Origin of the sequence: Kitasatospora sp. MBT63, from assembly GCF_000710465.2 — a bacterium.
Lineage (GTDB): Bacteria > Actinomycetota > Actinomycetes > Streptomycetales > Streptomycetaceae > Kitasatospora.
Genome location: NZ_JAIZ01000187.1, coordinates 1 through 14,947, shown reverse-complemented (window position 1 = coordinate 14,947; position 14,947 = coordinate 1). Strand labels below are relative to the sequence as shown.

12 protein-coding genes and 2 pseudogenes are annotated in these 14,947 nt (G+C 72.0%); 6 read left to right on the top strand and 8 right to left on the bottom strand.

Translation table 11 applies throughout. From position 1 onward, the window contains the following. Window positions 1–193: 193 nt before the first annotated feature. Together AA75_RS12930 and ychF are read left to right on the top strand one after the other, a co-directional pair. Window positions 194–610, top strand: coding sequence for a VOC family protein (locus AA75_RS12930; protein ID WP_051812229.1), 417 nt, complete (start codon window positions 194–196; stop codon window positions 608–610). A 76-nt stretch (window positions 611–686) separates the two neighbouring features. Further along, the gene (ychF, locus tag AA75_RS12925) at window positions 687–1,760 is read left to right on the top strand and encodes a redox-regulated ATPase YchF (RefSeq protein ID WP_033820095.1); all 1,074 of its coding nucleotides are present in this window, start codon (window positions 687–689) and stop codon (window positions 1,758–1,760) included. A 101-nt stretch (window positions 1,761–1,861) separates the two neighbouring features. On the opposite strand, the pseudogene AA75_RS45510 reads toward ychF, so the two are convergent. The 5 genes and pseudogenes from AA75_RS45510 to AA75_RS51865 all read right to left on the bottom strand — a co-directional run. Beyond that, window positions 1,862–2,110: pseudogene (locus AA75_RS45510) on the bottom strand (type II toxin-antitoxin system RelE/ParE family toxin); the annotation flags it as partial. A gap of 36 nt (window positions 2,111–2,146) precedes the next feature. Next, a complete protein-coding gene (locus AA75_RS12920) occupies window positions 2,147–3,316 on the bottom strand; it encodes a hypothetical protein (protein WP_033820094.1) in 1,170 nt (389 codons plus the stop codon). A 114-nt stretch (window positions 3,317–3,430) separates the two neighbouring features. Further along, the gene (locus AA75_RS12915) at window positions 3,431–5,368 is read right to left on the bottom strand and encodes a DUF2075 domain-containing protein (protein WP_051812228.1); all 1,938 of its coding nucleotides are present in this window, start codon (window positions 5,366–5,368) and stop codon (window positions 3,431–3,433) included. A 108-nt stretch (window positions 5,369–5,476) separates the two neighbouring features. Continuing rightward, window positions 5,477–7,531, bottom strand: a complete 2,055-nt coding sequence (locus tag AA75_RS12910) for a DUF2075 domain-containing protein (RefSeq protein WP_033820093.1) — start codon at window positions 7,529–7,531, stop codon at window positions 5,477–5,479. Between the two features lie 164 nt (window positions 7,532–7,695). Then, window positions 7,696–7,824 carry a DUF6408 family protein gene (locus AA75_RS51865; protein ID WP_233289008.1) on the bottom strand — a complete coding sequence of 43 codons (129 nt, stop codon included), beginning with the start codon at window positions 7,822–7,824 and terminating at the stop codon, window positions 7,696–7,698. 408 nt (window positions 7,825–8,232) lie between these two features. On the opposite strand from AA75_RS51865, the gene AA75_RS12905 reads away from it, so the two are divergent. After that, window positions 8,233–9,492 (top strand): serine hydrolase, encoded by a 1,260-nt coding sequence (locus AA75_RS12905; protein WP_033820092.1) that lies wholly within the window; start codon window positions 8,233–8,235, stop codon window positions 9,490–9,492. 74 nt (window positions 9,493–9,566) lie between these two features. Here the strand turns inward: AA75_RS12905 and AA75_RS12900 are convergent, their stop codons facing one another. Together AA75_RS12900 and AA75_RS51860 are read right to left on the bottom strand one after the other, a co-directional pair. Further along, window positions 9,567–10,298, bottom strand: coding sequence for an HAD-IA family hydrolase (locus tag AA75_RS12900; protein ID WP_082526465.1), 732 nt, complete (start codon window positions 10,296–10,298; stop codon window positions 9,567–9,569). Between the two features lie 44 nt (window positions 10,299–10,342). Then, window positions 10,343–11,478: pseudogene (locus AA75_RS51860) on the bottom strand (dihydrofolate reductase family protein). A 252-nt stretch (window positions 11,479–11,730) separates the two neighbouring features. On the opposite strand from AA75_RS51860, the gene AA75_RS12885 reads away from it, so the two are divergent. Continuing rightward, a complete protein-coding gene (locus AA75_RS12885; protein WP_199520318.1) occupies window positions 11,731–13,065 on the top strand; it encodes a DUF3616 domain-containing protein in 1,335 nt (444 codons plus the stop codon). 51 nt (window positions 13,066–13,116) lie between these two features. On the opposite strand, the gene AA75_RS12880 is transcribed toward AA75_RS12885, so the two are convergent. After that, on the bottom strand, window positions 13,117–13,701 hold the full coding sequence (locus tag AA75_RS12880; RefSeq protein ID WP_033820088.1) for a pyridoxamine 5'-phosphate oxidase family protein: 585 nt from the start codon (window positions 13,699–13,701) through the stop codon (window positions 13,117–13,119). 311 nt (window positions 13,702–14,012) lie between these two features. Here AA75_RS12880 and AA75_RS49245 point away from each other — a divergent pair, with 311 nt between their 5' ends. Next, window positions 14,013–14,165 carry a hypothetical protein gene (locus AA75_RS49245; RefSeq protein ID WP_158515489.1) on the top strand — a complete coding sequence of 51 codons (153 nt, stop codon included), beginning with the start codon at window positions 14,013–14,015 and terminating at the stop codon, window positions 14,163–14,165. A gap of 11 nt (window positions 14,166–14,176) precedes the next feature. Continuing rightward, window positions 14,177–14,578, top strand: a complete 402-nt coding sequence (locus AA75_RS12875; RefSeq protein WP_051812225.1) for a (deoxy)nucleoside triphosphate pyrophosphohydrolase — start codon at window positions 14,177–14,179, stop codon at window positions 14,576–14,578. Window positions 14,579–14,947 lie beyond the last annotated feature (369 nt).

Sequence of the window (14,947 nt, the reverse complement as noted above, 5' to 3'; positions counted from 1 at the left end):
GCCCCGGTACGGCGGCCTCGGCGGCGGCCGGGGTCGGCGGCCGCCGTCTCGGCCCTGGCGGCTGGGTACGGATGCTCTGCTCCACCCGACCAACGTACGGTCCGATCATCGCCACACTGTGTAATGCCCGCGGATTGCTTCCCCCGTGTCCGGAAGGGGACTAGGGTCTCCGGCCGGGAAAGGGAGGCAGGCATTGGGGACCGGCACTGGGGACTTCACGTTCGAGCGGCTGCACCACGTCCAGCTGGATGTGCCGCGGGGCTCCGAGGAGCGCTGCCGGGAGTTCTGGGCGGGCGTGCTCGGGATGACCGAGCTGGCCAAGCCGCCGGTGCTGGCGGCCCGTGGCGGCTGCTGGTTCCGGGGCGGCGGGGTCGAGGTGCACCTCGGCGCGGTCGACGCCCACCTGCCGTCGCCCAAGGCGCACCCCGGCATCCTGGTCGGCTCGCTGGACGCGCTGGCGGCCCGGCTGGCGGAGCACGGCAGCCCGGTGCTGTGGGACACCGGCCTCCCCGGGTACCGCCGCTTCCACTCGGCGGACCCGTTCGGCAACCGGCTGGAGTTCCTGGAGCGGATCCCGGAGCGGATCCCGGAGCCCGACCGGTCCGCGTGACGGCGCCCCGTAGACTGGGGGATCGGCCCGGACCGGTGCCGTTCCACCTCCCTCCAAGCCCACGGGACATCGCTACATGTCGCTCACGATCGGAATCGTCGGTCTGCCGAATGTCGGCAAGTCGACCCTGTTCAACGCCCTGACCAAGAACGACGTGCTGGCGGCCAACTACCCGTTCGCCACCATCGAGCCCAACGTCGGCGTGGTCGGCGTCCCGGACTCCCGGCTGGCCAAGCTCGCCGAGATCTTCGGCTCGCAGCGCATCCTGCCGGCGACGGTGGACTTCGTGGACATCGCCGGCATCGTGCGCGGCGCGTCGGTCGGCGAGGGGCTGGGGAACAAGTTCCTCGCCAACATCCGCGAGTCGGACGCGATCTGCCAGGTCATCCGGGCCTTCGTCGACCCCGACGTGGTGCACGTGGACGGCAAGGTCTCGCCCAAGGACGACATCGAGACCATCAACACCGAGCTGATCCTCGCCGACCTGCAGTCGATCGAGAAGGTGCTGCCCCGCCTGCAGAAGGAGGCCCGCCTGAAGAAGGAGTCGGCGGCCACCCTGGCGGCGGCCGAGGCGGCCCAGAAGGTCCTGGAGTCCGGCAAGACGCTCTTCGAGGTCGGCTTCGACGCCTCCTCCGTGCGCGAGCTGCACCTGCTCACCACCAAGCCGTTCCTCTACGTCTTCAACGTCGACGAGGACGAGCTGACCGACGAGGCCTTCAAGGACGAGCAGCGCGCGCTGGTCGCCCCGGCCGAGGCGATCTTCCTCAACGCGAAGATCGAGTCCGAGCTGATCGGCATGGACGAGGACGAGGCGCTGGAGCTCCTCCAGTCCATGGGCCAGGAGGAGACCGGCATGGCCACCCTCGGCCGCGTCGGCTACGAGACCCTCGGCCTCCAGAGCTACCTCACCGCCGGCCCCAAGGAGACCCGGGCCTGGACCATCAAGAAGGGTGCCACCGCCCCCGAGGCCGCCGGAGTCATCCACACCGACTTCCAGAAGGGCTTCATCAAGGCGGAGGTCATCTCCTTCGACGACCTGGTCGAGACCGGCTCCATCGCCGAGGCCCGCGCCAAGGGCAAGGCCCGCATCGAGGGCAAGGAGTACGTCATGCAGGACGGCGACGTGGTGGAGTTCCGCTTCAACGTCTAGTCGAAGCGTCGCCCGCGCAGACCGTAAGGGGTCGGACTCCGTCGAGTCCGGCCCCTTCGTGGTCGCCGCGCCGGATGGTCGCCGGATGTTCGGACGCGGGGTCAGCGGCGGTCAGGTCTCGTAACGGTGGATCGATGCCCCGCGTGAACGGCCCGGACCACCAGCTCGCCGTTGTCGACCGTGTGGACGACGCGGTAGTCACCGACCCGCAGGCGGCGACGTTCGGGCTGGGACACGAGCGCGGGGGTGTCGAAGCCGAGAGGGGCGGCTTCCGGCTCGGTCAGCCTGGCCAGGACGCGCAGCGCCGTGTCGCGAGGGATCTTCCGGAGCTCGGCCTGCGCCTCGGGGTGGGAGGCGGGTTCGGGGACGCCCCCGTCGCCGTGCTCCTACTCCGCGGACGGTTCCAGCATCGGCTCGAAGGCGGACTCCTCCTCACCGGGCACGTGAGGGAGGAATCCGCCGGGGACGGTGCGGGCGGCGGTGGTGAGCAGGCGGTCCAGGACCTCCCGGTCGGTGGCCGGCGGGAGGCAGAGCGCGGGGAGGAGACGGTCGCGGACAGCGGGGTGGTCCGGGTGGTCCTCGAGGTAGTCGGAGCTGAGGGCCGGGGGCCGGAAGCCGGCCAAGGCGTCGTGCCAGGACGGTAGGACGATGGCGAGGGTCAGGGCGTCGGCGAGGGACTCGGCGATGAGGGAGGCCCGGCCCTCCGAGTCGGTGTAGAGCACGGGTCGGGGGCCGTCGGGGACGGCCGGGCCGCAGAGGTAGTGGGTGCCGCCCGCGTTGCAGCCGGCGACGGGCTCCACCGGGAGTCCGTTGGGCAGGGCGATCGATTCGATCGGGTCGGTGCGGGCGAGGTCGAACTCGCCGTCACCGGACAGGTAGCGGGCGGCCTCGGGGTTCGAGGTGACCCTTCGGAGCAGTGCGTCCTCCGAGAGGGCGGCCGGGTTGAGGGCCCTGGCGACCGCGGGGGTGAGCGGGTGTCCGGCGAGGACGTGGCGGACGGCCTCGACGGGGACGGAGCGCTCGTAGTAGTCCTCGAAGTGACCTTGCACGGCCTCGGCGGAGCGGTCCGTGAGGAGGTGGAAGAGAAAACCGGATCCGTCCGGGTCCTCGCTGCCGGCGGGGAAGACGATGGTCGAGCCGGTGCGCCAGGCGGTGTCGCCGGTCTCCCACCACAGGCAGACGGTGACCCGAGGAAGGTCGAGGTCCTCGTCGCGGAAGGCGGGCTCGTGCAGGAGCGGGCGCAGCGCGGCGGGCACGTCGTCGATGACACCGGGCCAGACTTCCTCGTCGTCCGTCCCGTACGGGCTCATCTGCGACTCGTGGTCGAAGCCGCGCAGGAGCACCCCGGCCGGGGTGAAGAGGACGGAGAAGTCGTCCCCCGAGCCGTTCTCCATCAATGCGCCCTCCACGCCGGGTCCCCAGGCGGAATCGAAGGTGTACTGGCAGAACCGCGGATCGTCGGAGATCGCCGCGTCCAGGACGGCCAGCGCGCGCAGATGCGCACGGAGCCGGGCGGGGTCGGGGAGAAGGGTGGCTGTCTCGTGCGCGGTACTCATGCCGCCATGGAAGCAGCCGCCGCCGACACGGAACGGCCCGGACCACTGAATTCTTCGGTTGGAAGGGGCCCGGCTCCTGCAGGGTCGGACCCCTTCCCGTTCCGTGCCGTGTCCTCAGGCTTCTGCCGAGAGCCGGGTGCGCGGGTCGTACTCGATGGTCGGTGCATCTGCGCCGGCCTGTTCGGTCCGCTCCGGGACACCGGCCAGCTCGCGGAGCTTTTCGCGGGTCTCGGCGTCGGTGGAGTACACAACCGTGCCGATCATTCCCCGGGTCAGCAGCACCTTGTAGGTGTTGCGGATCAGGCGGTCCACATCGGCGTCCGAAGTCGACTTCTTGAAGACGGGGTCCTTGGACGCCGTACGGTCGGTGACCCAGCGGTCTCCCCGCCACACGAGGTCGGGGCCGATGATGACACCACTCCAGTCGTACTCGAATCCCTGCGCCGTGTAGACGCAGCCGACCTGTCCGAAACCGGCCGGATCGGTCGCCCACAGGGCGGCCGGAGGCGCGCCGTTGACGGCTCGGTCGCCGAAGACGTTCCAGGGCCGCTCCCACTCCCCGACGACCACGTCCGCGGGCAGTGCCTGCCCGGGCGGCACCTGCTTCGTCCACTTCCAGCAGTAGCCGGCGGACATCCGCGCGCTGTAGCCCTGCGAGCGACGGCCATCGAGGAACGCTTCCATCTCCCGTGGGCCGTCCGCGAGCATGAGGTGCATCCTGCCGTCCGGCTCCCACCCCACCGCGCCGCCCGGCTCGAGCCCCAGCAGCCTGACCACCCAGCGCAGATACGCATCGCTGCCACCGCATCTGAACTGGCTGTCCAGTGTTACCACCTGACAGCCGAGCCCCTTCTTGGCGGCGGCTGCCTCGATCTCCGCCACCGTGCCCATCTCGCCGGGCCGAACGACCTGGTGCTCGTCCAGCAGGAAGACCGGGACCCGAGCCGCATCGATGAGTTCCTCGATCTGGGCCTTGCCGGTACGGTTCGATGCCGGGGTGTAGCGGTTCGCCGACGTCTCCCGTATGCGGTGGGCCTCGTCGCAGATCAGGACGTCGAGGCTGTTGCGCTCGGCGGTCATGAAGCTGTTGAAGTACTTGAAGAGTTCCTGCACCTCGCGCTTTCGAGCACCTGCGACCCGTCGCATCGTCGTCGTGAACGAGCTCGAGCCCGTCGCGTGCAGCGCGGTGACGCCCTGCCGGTACAACTCGCCGAGGAGCGACAACGCGATGACGCTCTTGCCGGTGCCCGGCCCGCCGGTGACGACCACGACCTCCTTGTGGTCGGACTGCCCGGCACGGCGGACGGCATTGAGGACCGTGCGGTATGCGACCCGCTGCTCGTCCAGCAGGACGAACTGCTCGCGCTCGCGGACCTCTTGGGCGGCCGCCGCCATGAGCTGCCTGGACGGGCCGACCTTTGCGTGGACGAGCTCGTCAGCGACCGAGGCGCCCGGCGCCGCACTCAGTGTCGAGCGCAGGAAGTCGATGAACTCACCGCGCCGCGCACCGATGAAGAGCTGACCGTGCTGGTCCTGCCGGGCCTCGAAGAGTCCACTGACCCCGAACTCGGTGGCGTTGTGCAGATACGCGGCGCCACTGAGACGTTCCGGGTGTCCGGCCAGTGCGCCGTTGAAGGAGATGAGGTATTCGCAGTAGCCGCGCACCTGGTCGACGGGGTTCAGCAGCGCTCGGGCGTAGGCGTCGATGCGGCACAGCGACGGGTCCTCGTCGTCAGGCTCGGCGCTGCTCCACTGCTTCAGTTCCACGACGACGTAGGACGGCAGGCCGGTCCCGGGGTGGAACCCGGCCAGCACGGCGTCGGCCCGCTTGCTGTTCAGCGGCAGCCCGTACTCCAGGAGCATCTCCACCTGCCCGAGCCCGGCGTCGTTCAGCGCGCTCGCGAGCACCGGGATGCTGCGCTCCCAGGAGCGGACCTCGGACGGGCTGGGCCGGTGCCCGTGCGCGTGTACGAACTGCTCGGTCAGGCGGAAGAAGAGAGCGCCCGAGTGGCACTCGGCGGCGACCGCGGCGGCGGAGTCGCGGAAAAGCAAGAATTGCCCCCAGGCAGCACGAAGGAACTCGTGCGGGTGGGGGCATGTCCTAGTGGCTCCGTCGGATGGAGCGGAAGCCCGGCGGGCCGCAGCGACGACGGATCAAGGCTACCCGTGACGTCTGTTGTAGGCGGGCGGCAGCTGAGATCCTTCCGCAGTGAGTCTGGGCCGGGTGCCGTTGTAGTTCTGCATGCCGATGGTGCCCGGAACGAGCCTGCGCAGTTCGTTGTGGGTGGCCGGGTCGACCGCGTAGACCACGGTGCCGACGACACCGCGGGTCAGGAGCACGTGGTAGGCGTTGCGGATGCACCGGTCGACGACCTCGTCGTCGACCGAACGGTGGAAGGCGGGATCGCACGAGGCGCTCCGGTCCACCGTGAACTTCCCGTTGCGGAACAGCAGGTCGGGGCCGATGATGACGCCGTTCCAGTCGTACTCGAAGGTCTGCGCGGTGTAGACGCAGCCGATCTGCCCGATGCCGCGCGGATCGGTCGACCACAGGTCTGACTTCGGCGCGTGCGGCACGCTGTGCTCGGGCTTGACGTTCCACGGCTTGTGCCACGTCCCGATGTGCACGTTCTCGACCAGCCGCTCCCCATCCGGCTTGTTCCACGGCCAGCAGAAACCGGCGGTGATACGGGCGGTGGCTCCCTCGAAGCCACGCTCCAGGATGAACCGCTCCATCTGTTCGGGGGAGTCGGCGACCGTGAGGGTCATCCGTCCGTCCGGTTGCCAGCCCACCGGGTCGGAGGCGCTCAGGCCCAGCAACTGCTGGACCCAGCGCGGATACCGCTTGCTGCCACCCGCCCGGAACGTTCCCTCCAGATCGGTCACCTCGACCAGGCAGCCACTCTCCTCGGCCAGTCGTTTGAGATAGCCCGCGGTGCCCACCTCGTCGGGGCGGATCGACTGGTGGTCGTCGAGCAGGAAGATCGGCACCTTGGCGGCCCGGATCAACTCGGTCGCCTGCGGACGATCGTCGTCCCTGAGTTCTTTCGGCGTCCAGCGGTGTGTCGAACTGCGCCGCATACGGTGTGCCTCGTCGCAGATCAGGACCTCGATACCGTCCGGCGGAGTGTCGGTGAAGCTGTTGAAGTACTGGTACAGCTTGTTGGCCGCGCTTCGCTTGATCGACGTCTGCCCGCGGCGCGCCGTGCTGACCATGATCTGGCGCAGCGTCTCCGTGTACGCATGGGATCCGCTGGCCAGCACGGCCTCCCGGCCGGCGAGCCCGAGCGCACGCTGAAGCTCCAACGCCACAGCGCTCTTCCCGCTCCCGGGGCCGCCCCGCAGGATGTACACGCGCTTGGGACCCCCACCGGGGGCGGGGATCGGCGCGGGGTCGGCGTCCTGGAACAGCCCGACGTCCATGCCGGTGAGCGGTGCGGTCTTCTCCAGATGCCGGGTGATGCGGTCGACCGCGACGTATTGCTCGTCGAGCAGCAGGAGACCGCCACCGACGACGGACCGCTGTCGTGCCACGTCGGTGACCTTGAGCAGGGGGTCGCGGCGGGCCTGTGTCAGCGCGCTCGCTGCGCGTTCCCCGGACGCGGCGGCGAATCTCGAGGTGAGGACCCGCCGGAACCGGTCGAGGTCGTCGAGCGTGTAGAGGAAGCCGTGCTCGGTCTCGGGCAGATCGAACAGTGCTTCCACGTCCGCGTCGCGTGCGTTGTGGAGCAGCGCCACACCCGTCAGCCGATCCTCGCCGTCCCGAAGGTGGGGGAGGTAGCGGATCATGTACTCGCAGTACCGCTGGACCTGCCGCACGGGGTGCAGCTTGTTCTTCCCGTTGCCGAACCCGAGGTCCACGGCGATCGGACACCGGGGGTCGACCGTGGCGTGCCGTACCTGCTTCAGCTCGACCGCCAGGTAGGAGTCCGCTCCCGTGCCGGGATGCCGGCCGCACAGCACCAGGTCGACCGCGGAATTGGTGTGCGGCAGGTCGACCTCGACCTGCACCTCCACCTCGTCACGACCGCAGGCCAGCAGGGCGCCGACCACCACCGGGATGCTGTTGTTCCAGGACGCGACGTCGCCGTCGGTCGGTGGGCCCTTGACCTTGGAATGCTCGTCGATCAACAGCTCGGTGAGCGGGAGGTGCGTGGATCCGGGCCGGGCAACGATGAGACGACCGAGTTCGGCTGCGGAGTGTTGCAGAAGCACGAGGGTTCCCCAGGCACGAGATGACTCGCGCGGGTGGGGGCATGTCCTTCGTGGCTCCACCGGAGCGGAGCGGAAGCCCGTCGGGCCGCAATGACGATCCGTAGACTAACCCGGGCCTGCGGCACGGTGAGGGCGGGCCCCCGGAGGCCCGCCCGACGCCCGGCTCAGCCGAGGCGGTGCACCACTGCCTGCGCCAACATCCACAGCAGGTTCGAGCCGAGGCTCGTCGTGATCCCCACCAGGACATCACGGACCCATGTGCGCTGCTTGGGCGTGTACTTGACGGTGGCCATGGGGCGCGTCCCTTTCGAGAGAGGTGACGAGCGCCGGATGGCTCCCGCCGGGAGCGCACCATGGGGCTGCGTCGCCGAACCGAAAGGGTCGACGTCCTTGCTGGTCGCGTCGCGTACGTCCTCCGGGAGGACACGCGGTGCGGGGTCAACGCTAGCTCATAACTGGACATTCGGAAGCATGAGTTGAACCCGGCCGAGGCGGGTGGCGAGGGGCGCGGGTCTGCGGGTCCCCTGCTGTGGGCCTTGGCGACGGTCGCCGCCCGGTGGGGTGACCCTGACGTCGTGTCATGGACTGGTCCGGGTTGGTTCGGGGGCGGTCCCCGATGGCTCGGCGGTGGGGTGCCGGCAGGGTGGGTGGTGGGGCCGGGACGGCCGGCCCGGAGGTACCGGAATCGGGGGAACGCAGGCATGAACTCGAAGGTGAACCGCACCCGTTGGTCGACGATCGCCGCCGCCGGCGCGCTGCTCGTGGCGCTCACCGCGGGGGTGGCCGCACCGGCCCTGGCGGCCGAGCCCGCCGGAACGGGCGCGGTGGCTGCCGCGACCGCGGGCGGGCAGGGGGTGCGGGTGAAGCTGCCGCCGCTGGACCGGGCGGCGATCCGGCGGGCGGTGCCCGCGCTGCCGAACGCCGATCTGACCGGCGCGCTGCTGCGGGTGACCGGCAGCGCCGGGCAGTACAGCACCAGTTGGGGCGAGGGTGACCTGGTGACCGGCCGCCCGGTCGACGTCGACGGGCGGTTCCGGATCGGCAGCATCTCCAAGGTATTCACGGCCGCCGTGGTGCTCCAGCTGGCGGCCGAGCACCGCATCGACCTGGACGCCCCCGTACAGGGCTACCTGCCGGGTGTCCTGCCCGCCGGCCTGGCGCCGGTCACGGTGGGGCAGTTGCTGAACCACACCAGCGGGCTGCCGAACGGCACCGGCGACGGCTGGGGCGACGGCTCCAACGCCTGGTTCGCCGAGCACCGGTTCCAGAGCCTCACCCCGCAGCAGGTGGTCGGCTCGATGGCGGGCCAGTCGATGAGCTTCGAGCCGGGCACCGCGCAGCAGTACAACGGCATGAACACCTTCGTGGCCGGCCTGCTGATCGAGAAGGTCACCGGCCACAGTTACGCGCACGAGGTGCGCAGCCGGATCATCCGCCCGCTGGGCCTGCGCGACACCGACGTCCCCGCCGCGGACGATCCGCTCCTCGCCCGCCCGTCCGCCCGGGCCTACCTGAGCGTGCCGGACGGCAGCGGCGGCACCCGGCGGGTGGACGTCACCGAGCAGAGCCCGTTCCCGTGGGCGGAGGGCGGGCTGATCTCCAGCGCGCCCGACCTGGACCGCTTCGTGACGGCGCTGTTCCGGGGCCGGCTGCTGCCCGCCGCGCAGCAGCGGCTGCTGTTCACCGTCCCGGACGTGCCCAACCGCAGCAGCAGCCACTGCGCGGCCGGTCCCGACGCCGGGCGGGCCTGCATGAGCATGGGGCTGGAGCACACGGTGCTCAACGGCGTCGACCTGTGGGGCAAGACCGGCACCCGCCCGGGCTACACCAGCGGGGTGTTCGCCACCCGCGACCTGGCCCGCACGATCGTCTACTCGTTCAACCCCACCGATGTCGGCGGCGCGGACATGAAGTACGTGCTGGGGCTCGCCAACGCCGTTCTCCCGCCCGCGACGCCCTGACACCCGCAGGGGCGCCCGTACACCTGCGGGGCCGCCCTGACACCCGCAGGGTCACCGGGTCGCCAGGCGCCCCGTCAGCCGAGCAGCAGCAGGATCCCGCCGTCCCCGTCCGCCCGGACGGTGACGGCGGTCAGGTCGGCGACGTGCGCGGTCGGCCGGTGGGCCGCGGCCCGCGGGCCGACGCCCACCACGCGCATGCCGGCCGCGCGGCCGGCCGCCACCCCGGCCTCGGAGTCCTCGAAGACGATGCAGTCGGCCGGGTCGACGCCGAGTTCGGCGGCGGCCTTCAGGAAGCCCTCGGGGTCGGGCTTGCTGGCGCCGACCGACTCGGCGGTGACCAGCAGCGCGGGCAGCGGCAGCCCGGCCGCGCCCATCCGGACCCGGGCGAGTGCCTCGTCGGCGGAGGTGACCAGGGCGTGCGGGAGGCCGGCCAGCGCGGCCATGAAGGACTCCGCGCCGGGGACCGGGATCACGCCGTCGACGTCGGCGGTCTCCTCGGCGAGCATCTGCCGGTTCTCCGCCAGGTTTGCCTCCATCGGGCGGTCGGGCAGCAGGATGGCCATGCTGAGGTGGCCCTGGCGGCCGTGCACCACCTTCATCGCGGCGTCCCCGTCCAGCCCGTGCCGGGCGGCCCAGCGGCGCCAGCAGCGTTCGACCACCGTGTCGGAGTTGACCAGGGTGCCGTCCATGTCGAGCAGCAGCGCCCGGGCGGGCAGCGTCGTGGGGCGGCCCGCGGCGGCGGTCGGGGCCGTGGTGGTCGAGGCGGTGGCGGCCGGGGCCGTGGCCGGCGGGGTGGTGGCGGACATCCGGGTACCTCCAGGGAGCGAGTTTGTTCTCCTAGGATACAAACTCATTGCCCCAGCAGGTGCGCGTTGACCTCCCGGGCCGCCTGCGCCAGCTCGGGCAGCTCGACGACCTCGACCCCGGCGGCGGTGAGCAGCGCCGTGCCCTGGCAGGCCGTCACGAACAGGTCGGGCTCGCGCCAGGCCACCACCACCCGCGGCACCCCGGCCGCGATGATCCGCTGCGCGCAGGTGAGCGGCCGGGAGGCGCGCTGCCCGCAGGGCTCCAGCGAGCTGTACACGGTCGCGCCGCGCAGACGCGGGTCGCCGGCCGGCAGCTTGGCGAGCGCGGCCTCCTCGGCGTGGTCGTTCGGGTCGCTCTCCCGGCTCCAGCCCTCGCTGAGCAGCTCGCCGTCGGCGCCGACGATCACCGCGCCGACCGAGAACGCGGTCGTGGACGGCGGGCAGTTGCGGGACAGTTCGACGGCGCGCGTCAGCCACTGCAGCTCGCTGGTCACGGGGTGGGCTCCTTCGGGGCGTACCTGAGCAGGACGACGTCCCCCACCGTACGTGCCTCCAGCAGCCGCATCCGCCGCCCGGGTCCGCCCGGGAAGTCGGCGGTGCCGAGGAAGCGCGGCGCGTCCGCCTGGCCGACCAGCAGCGGGGCGAGCGCCAACTGGAGCTCGTCGGCCAGCCCCTCGGCCAGGAACTGGGTGTGCACGCTGCCGCCGCCCTCGACCATCAGCCGCTCGACGCCGCGCGCGCCGAGGTCGTCCAGTACGGCTCCCAGCCCGACCTGCGGGCCCGCCGCCACCACGTCCGCCAGTCCCGCCAGCGCGGCCCGCAGCCGGGGGGCGGCGGCATCGGTGGTGTACGCGACCTTGGCGCCGCCGGTGTGCCAGAAGTTCAGCCCGGCCGGCAGGTCGCCGCTCGCGCTCAGCGTGACCTTCAGTGGGTAGGCGCTGCGGCCGGCCGCCGCCCGGGCCGCCCGGCGGGCGGGGGAGTTGACCAGCAGCCGGGGGTTGTCGCGGCGCAGGGTGTTGCCGCCGACCAGGATCGCGTCGCAGCCGGCCCGCAGCTGGTCGACCCGGTCGAAGTCCTCGGCGTTGGAGAGCAGCAGCCGCTCGGGGCCGGCGTCGTCGAGGCGGCCGTCGACCGAGACGGCGGCGCTCAGCAGGACGTACGGGCGTGCGGCGGCGGCCATGGACCGGTCCGATCTGTCGGTGCGGGCTGGTGGTTCACCCCCACGCTACGGCTCGCGCTCCACACCGCGGTTCACCCCCCGCTCCGCGCTCCACGCCACCGCTGGCGGTGAGCTGTTCGCCGAACCACCGGCCTTTGTATCTCCGCCGTTCGCCCGCCGCCCCCACCCTGGTCCGGTCCTCGCATCCCCCGTCCGTCGAAGGGCCATCAGGTGTCCCGTCCCAGCTCGCTCGGTCTCGCCGCGGCAGCACTCGTGCTCGCCGCCGTACCCGCGCTCGCCGCTCCCGCCACCGCGGCGAGCTACGGCACCCCCACCATCTCCCTGTCGGCGGCCTACCTGTCCGGCGCCGTGGGCGCCACCGGCGACCCGACGGTCACCGTGACGGTCGCGCAGAGCGGCGCGGACGTCTCCGCGCTCACCGTCGCCGCGTCGGCCACCAGCAGGTCCTCGGTGGCGAAGACCACCGACGTGTCGGTGACCGGCACCACCGGCAGCCGCACCCTGACGGTGGCCGCGCGCGGGGTCGGCTACACCGACCTGACGGTCAAGGTCACCGGTCTCGGTGGCAAGACCGCCACCAAGACGCTGCACTACGCGGCCTCCGCCGCCGTCCAGCACTCGGCGGACGCCCGCTACCTGACCGGCTCCAGCGACGCCTCGGCGGCGGTGGACGCGGGCGGCGGCTACATCGTGGTCGCCGACGACGAGTCCAACGTGCTGCGGCTGTACGACCGCAACGCCTCCGGCGCGCCGGTGCGCACCTGGGACTTCTCCTCGTCGCTCGGCGTCTCCAAGGAGATCGACATCGAGGCGGCCACCCGGGTCGGCAACACCATCTACTGGCTGGGTTCGCTGGGCAACAACAAGGACGGCGAGATCAAGGCCGACCGGGCCACCCTGTTCACCACCACGGTGACCGGCTCCGGCGCCGCCACCCAGCTGGCGCTCGGCGGCTCGTACAAGGGGCTGCGGGCCGACCTGATCGCCTGGGACAAGGCCAACGGCAACCGGTACGGCTTCGCGGCCGGCTCCGCCGCGGGCGAGATCCCCAAGCAGATCGACGGTTTCAACGTGGAGGGCCTGGAGTTCGCGCCGGGCTCCACCACCACCGCCTACGTGGGCTTCCGGGCGCCGCTGGTGCCGCCGGCGGCTGGCGGCAAGGCGCTGCTGGTGCCGGTCACCAACTTCGACAGGCTGGCCGGCGGCTCGGTGCACGCCACCTTCGGCACCCCGGTCACGCTGGACCTCGGCGGCCTGTCGGTCCGTGACATCCGCAAGAACGCGGCCGGCCAGTACCTGATCGTGGCGGGCTCCTGGGCCGCCGACGACAACTCCGACCCGTACGCGCTCTACCGCTGGACCGGGCAGCCCTCGGACGCCCCGGTCAAGGTGCTCGACCTGCCGACCAGCGACGCGGGCGGCTGGGAGGCCGTGGTCGACGTCCCGGACCTGTCGGTGCCCGGTGCCCGTGCCCAGCTGATCACCGACGACGGCTCGGCGGACCTCTACGGCGACGGCACCGAGGCCAAGGACCTGACCCACCCGGAGTGGAAGAAGTCCCGCACCACCTGGTTCACCATCGGCTGACGCCACGACCGCCACGAGCGCCCCGGCGCGCCCGCTGCCGCCCCCGCCGGATCAGACCGGCCGGGGCGGCAGCGGCATGGGCAGCGCGGGCAGCCCGTCGAGGCTGGTGCCGACGTACGGCTTGCCCTCGCAGTAGGCGCGGAACTCCTCGTCGCTCTTGCGGCCGAAGTGCTGGGCGTGCAACTCCCGGTCGCTGCGGTAGTCCAGGTACGGGACGGCGAACCCGCAGGAGTCGCTCACCCGCTCCGCGGTGACCAGGACCACCGCGCGCAGACCCGCGCCGTCCGCCTCCGGGCGGAAGTGCCCGAGCAGCCCGGCGAACCGCGGGTCGTCCCGGAACACCGGCTCGCCGCGCCCGTGCACCCGCAGCACGGTCGGCGGGCCCTCGAAGGCGCACCACATCAGGGTGATCCGGCCGTTCTCCCGCAGGTGCGCCAGGGTCTCGGCGGTACTGCCGCCGAAGTCCAGGTAGGCCAGGGTGAGTTCGTCCAGCACCGCGAGGGTGCCGGAGCGGCCCTTGGGGGAGACGTTGACGTGCCCGTCGGCGGCGAGCGGGGCGGTGGCGGTGAAGAAGACCGGCTGACTCTCGATGAACTTCCGCAGGCGGTCGTCGATGTGTTCGTAGGTCTTTCCCATGGCTGCGATTGTCCGCGCGCCCGGCCCGCCCGGTCGAGCGTGGATCCCGCCGTCCCAAGGGGCGGGACAGTGTGTCGCCGCTAGTTTGCCGCGCGTTCGCCGACGGTATGTCCAACCCTGGCGCACTCCGGTAGTCTCGCGCCGCCCGTCGGAGCACCGCACCGGAGCCGTCTCCGGGCGGTAGGCGCGACGCGCGCCTTACCTGTTGTTAACCACCTCCGTACCCGGCGGTAGCAAGCCGTGCCTACGGTCGGAGTTCTGCTCCGGGCCCGGCCCGTCCCCCACCGGGCCGGGCCCGGTACCGTCGCGCTGTGGAGACCTTTCGGGTGATGCGCCAGGACGACAACGGCAACCGGTACCTGGTGGCGGGCGGGCTGACCCGGGCGGCCGCCGAGCAGCTCGCCGCCGAGTTCGAGGCCCGCGGCCACAAGCAGCTGTACTGGGTGGAGCGCGAGTCCGCATAGGGTCGTGGGCCATGGAGACGCGGATCGTGGTCGGTGGGGCCCTCATCCACCGGGGCCGGGTACTGGCGGCGCGGCGCAGCGCCCCGCCCGAGGTGGCGGGCTACTGGGAGTTCCCGGGCGGCAAGGCCGAGCCCGGCGAGAGCCAGGAGCAGGCGCTGGAGCGCGAGTTGCAGGAGGAGCTGGGCATCCGCGCGCGGGCGCTGCGGCAGCTGCCGGGCAGCTGGCCGATCCGGGCCGGCCTGGAGCTGCGGATCTGGGCGGCCGAACTGGTCGACGGCGAGCCGCGCCCGCTGGAGGACCACTCGGAGCTGCGCTGGCTCGGCCCCGACGAGCTGGAGGACGTCGACTGGCTGGAGCACGACCGCGAGGTCCTGCCGCACGTCGCCGCCCTGCTGGACGGTTCGGCGCGGTGAACACCGCCGGGCGTTGGTCCAGGCAGGTCACGCCGTAAAGACGACCCGTATGCCGGGATAGGCCCGGCTTCAGTGGGGTATGTCACTGTTCGGCAGCATTCGTCACGCCCGGTGAGCCCGGACCCGGTGGGCCCGGACCGGACGCCGCGCGGCGGCTGCCCGCACCCCGGCGTCCCGCCGTGGTGCGCCGCCCGGAAGCCGGAGGCCCCGTAGGTGGTGAGCACGGGAAGCGGCGAGGGAGAGCGGCGGGCCCGGGGACTCCCCGGGCGGGGCTCGCGCCGCGCTTCCCAGCCCGGCCTGCGCGGCGGCCGTCTCCCCGGTGGCGCGGCCGCCCGGGCCCGGCTGCGCGGACCCGCCCGGCCTCCCGGC

Excerpts from the sequence above, each read along its gene's own strand:
- AA75_RS12920 (WP_033820094.1), bottom strand. The coding sequence starts at position 3,316 with ATGAGTACCGCGCACGAGACAGCCACCCTTCTCCCCGACCCCGCCCGG.
- AA75_RS12880 (WP_033820088.1), bottom strand. The coding sequence starts at position 13,701 with ATGGGAAAGACCTACGAACACATCGACGACCGCCTGCGGAAGTTCATC.
- ychF (WP_033820095.1), top strand. The coding sequence starts at position 687 with ATGTCGCTCACGATCGGAATCGTCGGTCTGCCGAATGTCGGCAAGTCG.
- AA75_RS12905 (WP_033820092.1), top strand. The coding sequence starts at position 8,233 with ATGAACTCGAAGGTGAACCGCACCCGTTGGTCGACGATCGCCGCCGCC.
- AA75_RS12875 (WP_051812225.1), top strand. The coding sequence starts at position 14,177 with ATGGAGACGCGGATCGTGGTCGGTGGGGCCCTCATCCACCGGGGCCGG.
- AA75_RS51865 (WP_233289008.1), bottom strand. The coding sequence starts at position 7,824 with ATGGCCACCGTCAAGTACACGCCCAAGCAGCGCACATGGGTCCGTGAT.
- AA75_RS12900 (WP_082526465.1), bottom strand. The coding sequence starts at position 10,298 with ATGTCCGCCACCACCCCGCCGGCCACGGCCCCGGCCGCCACCGCCTCG.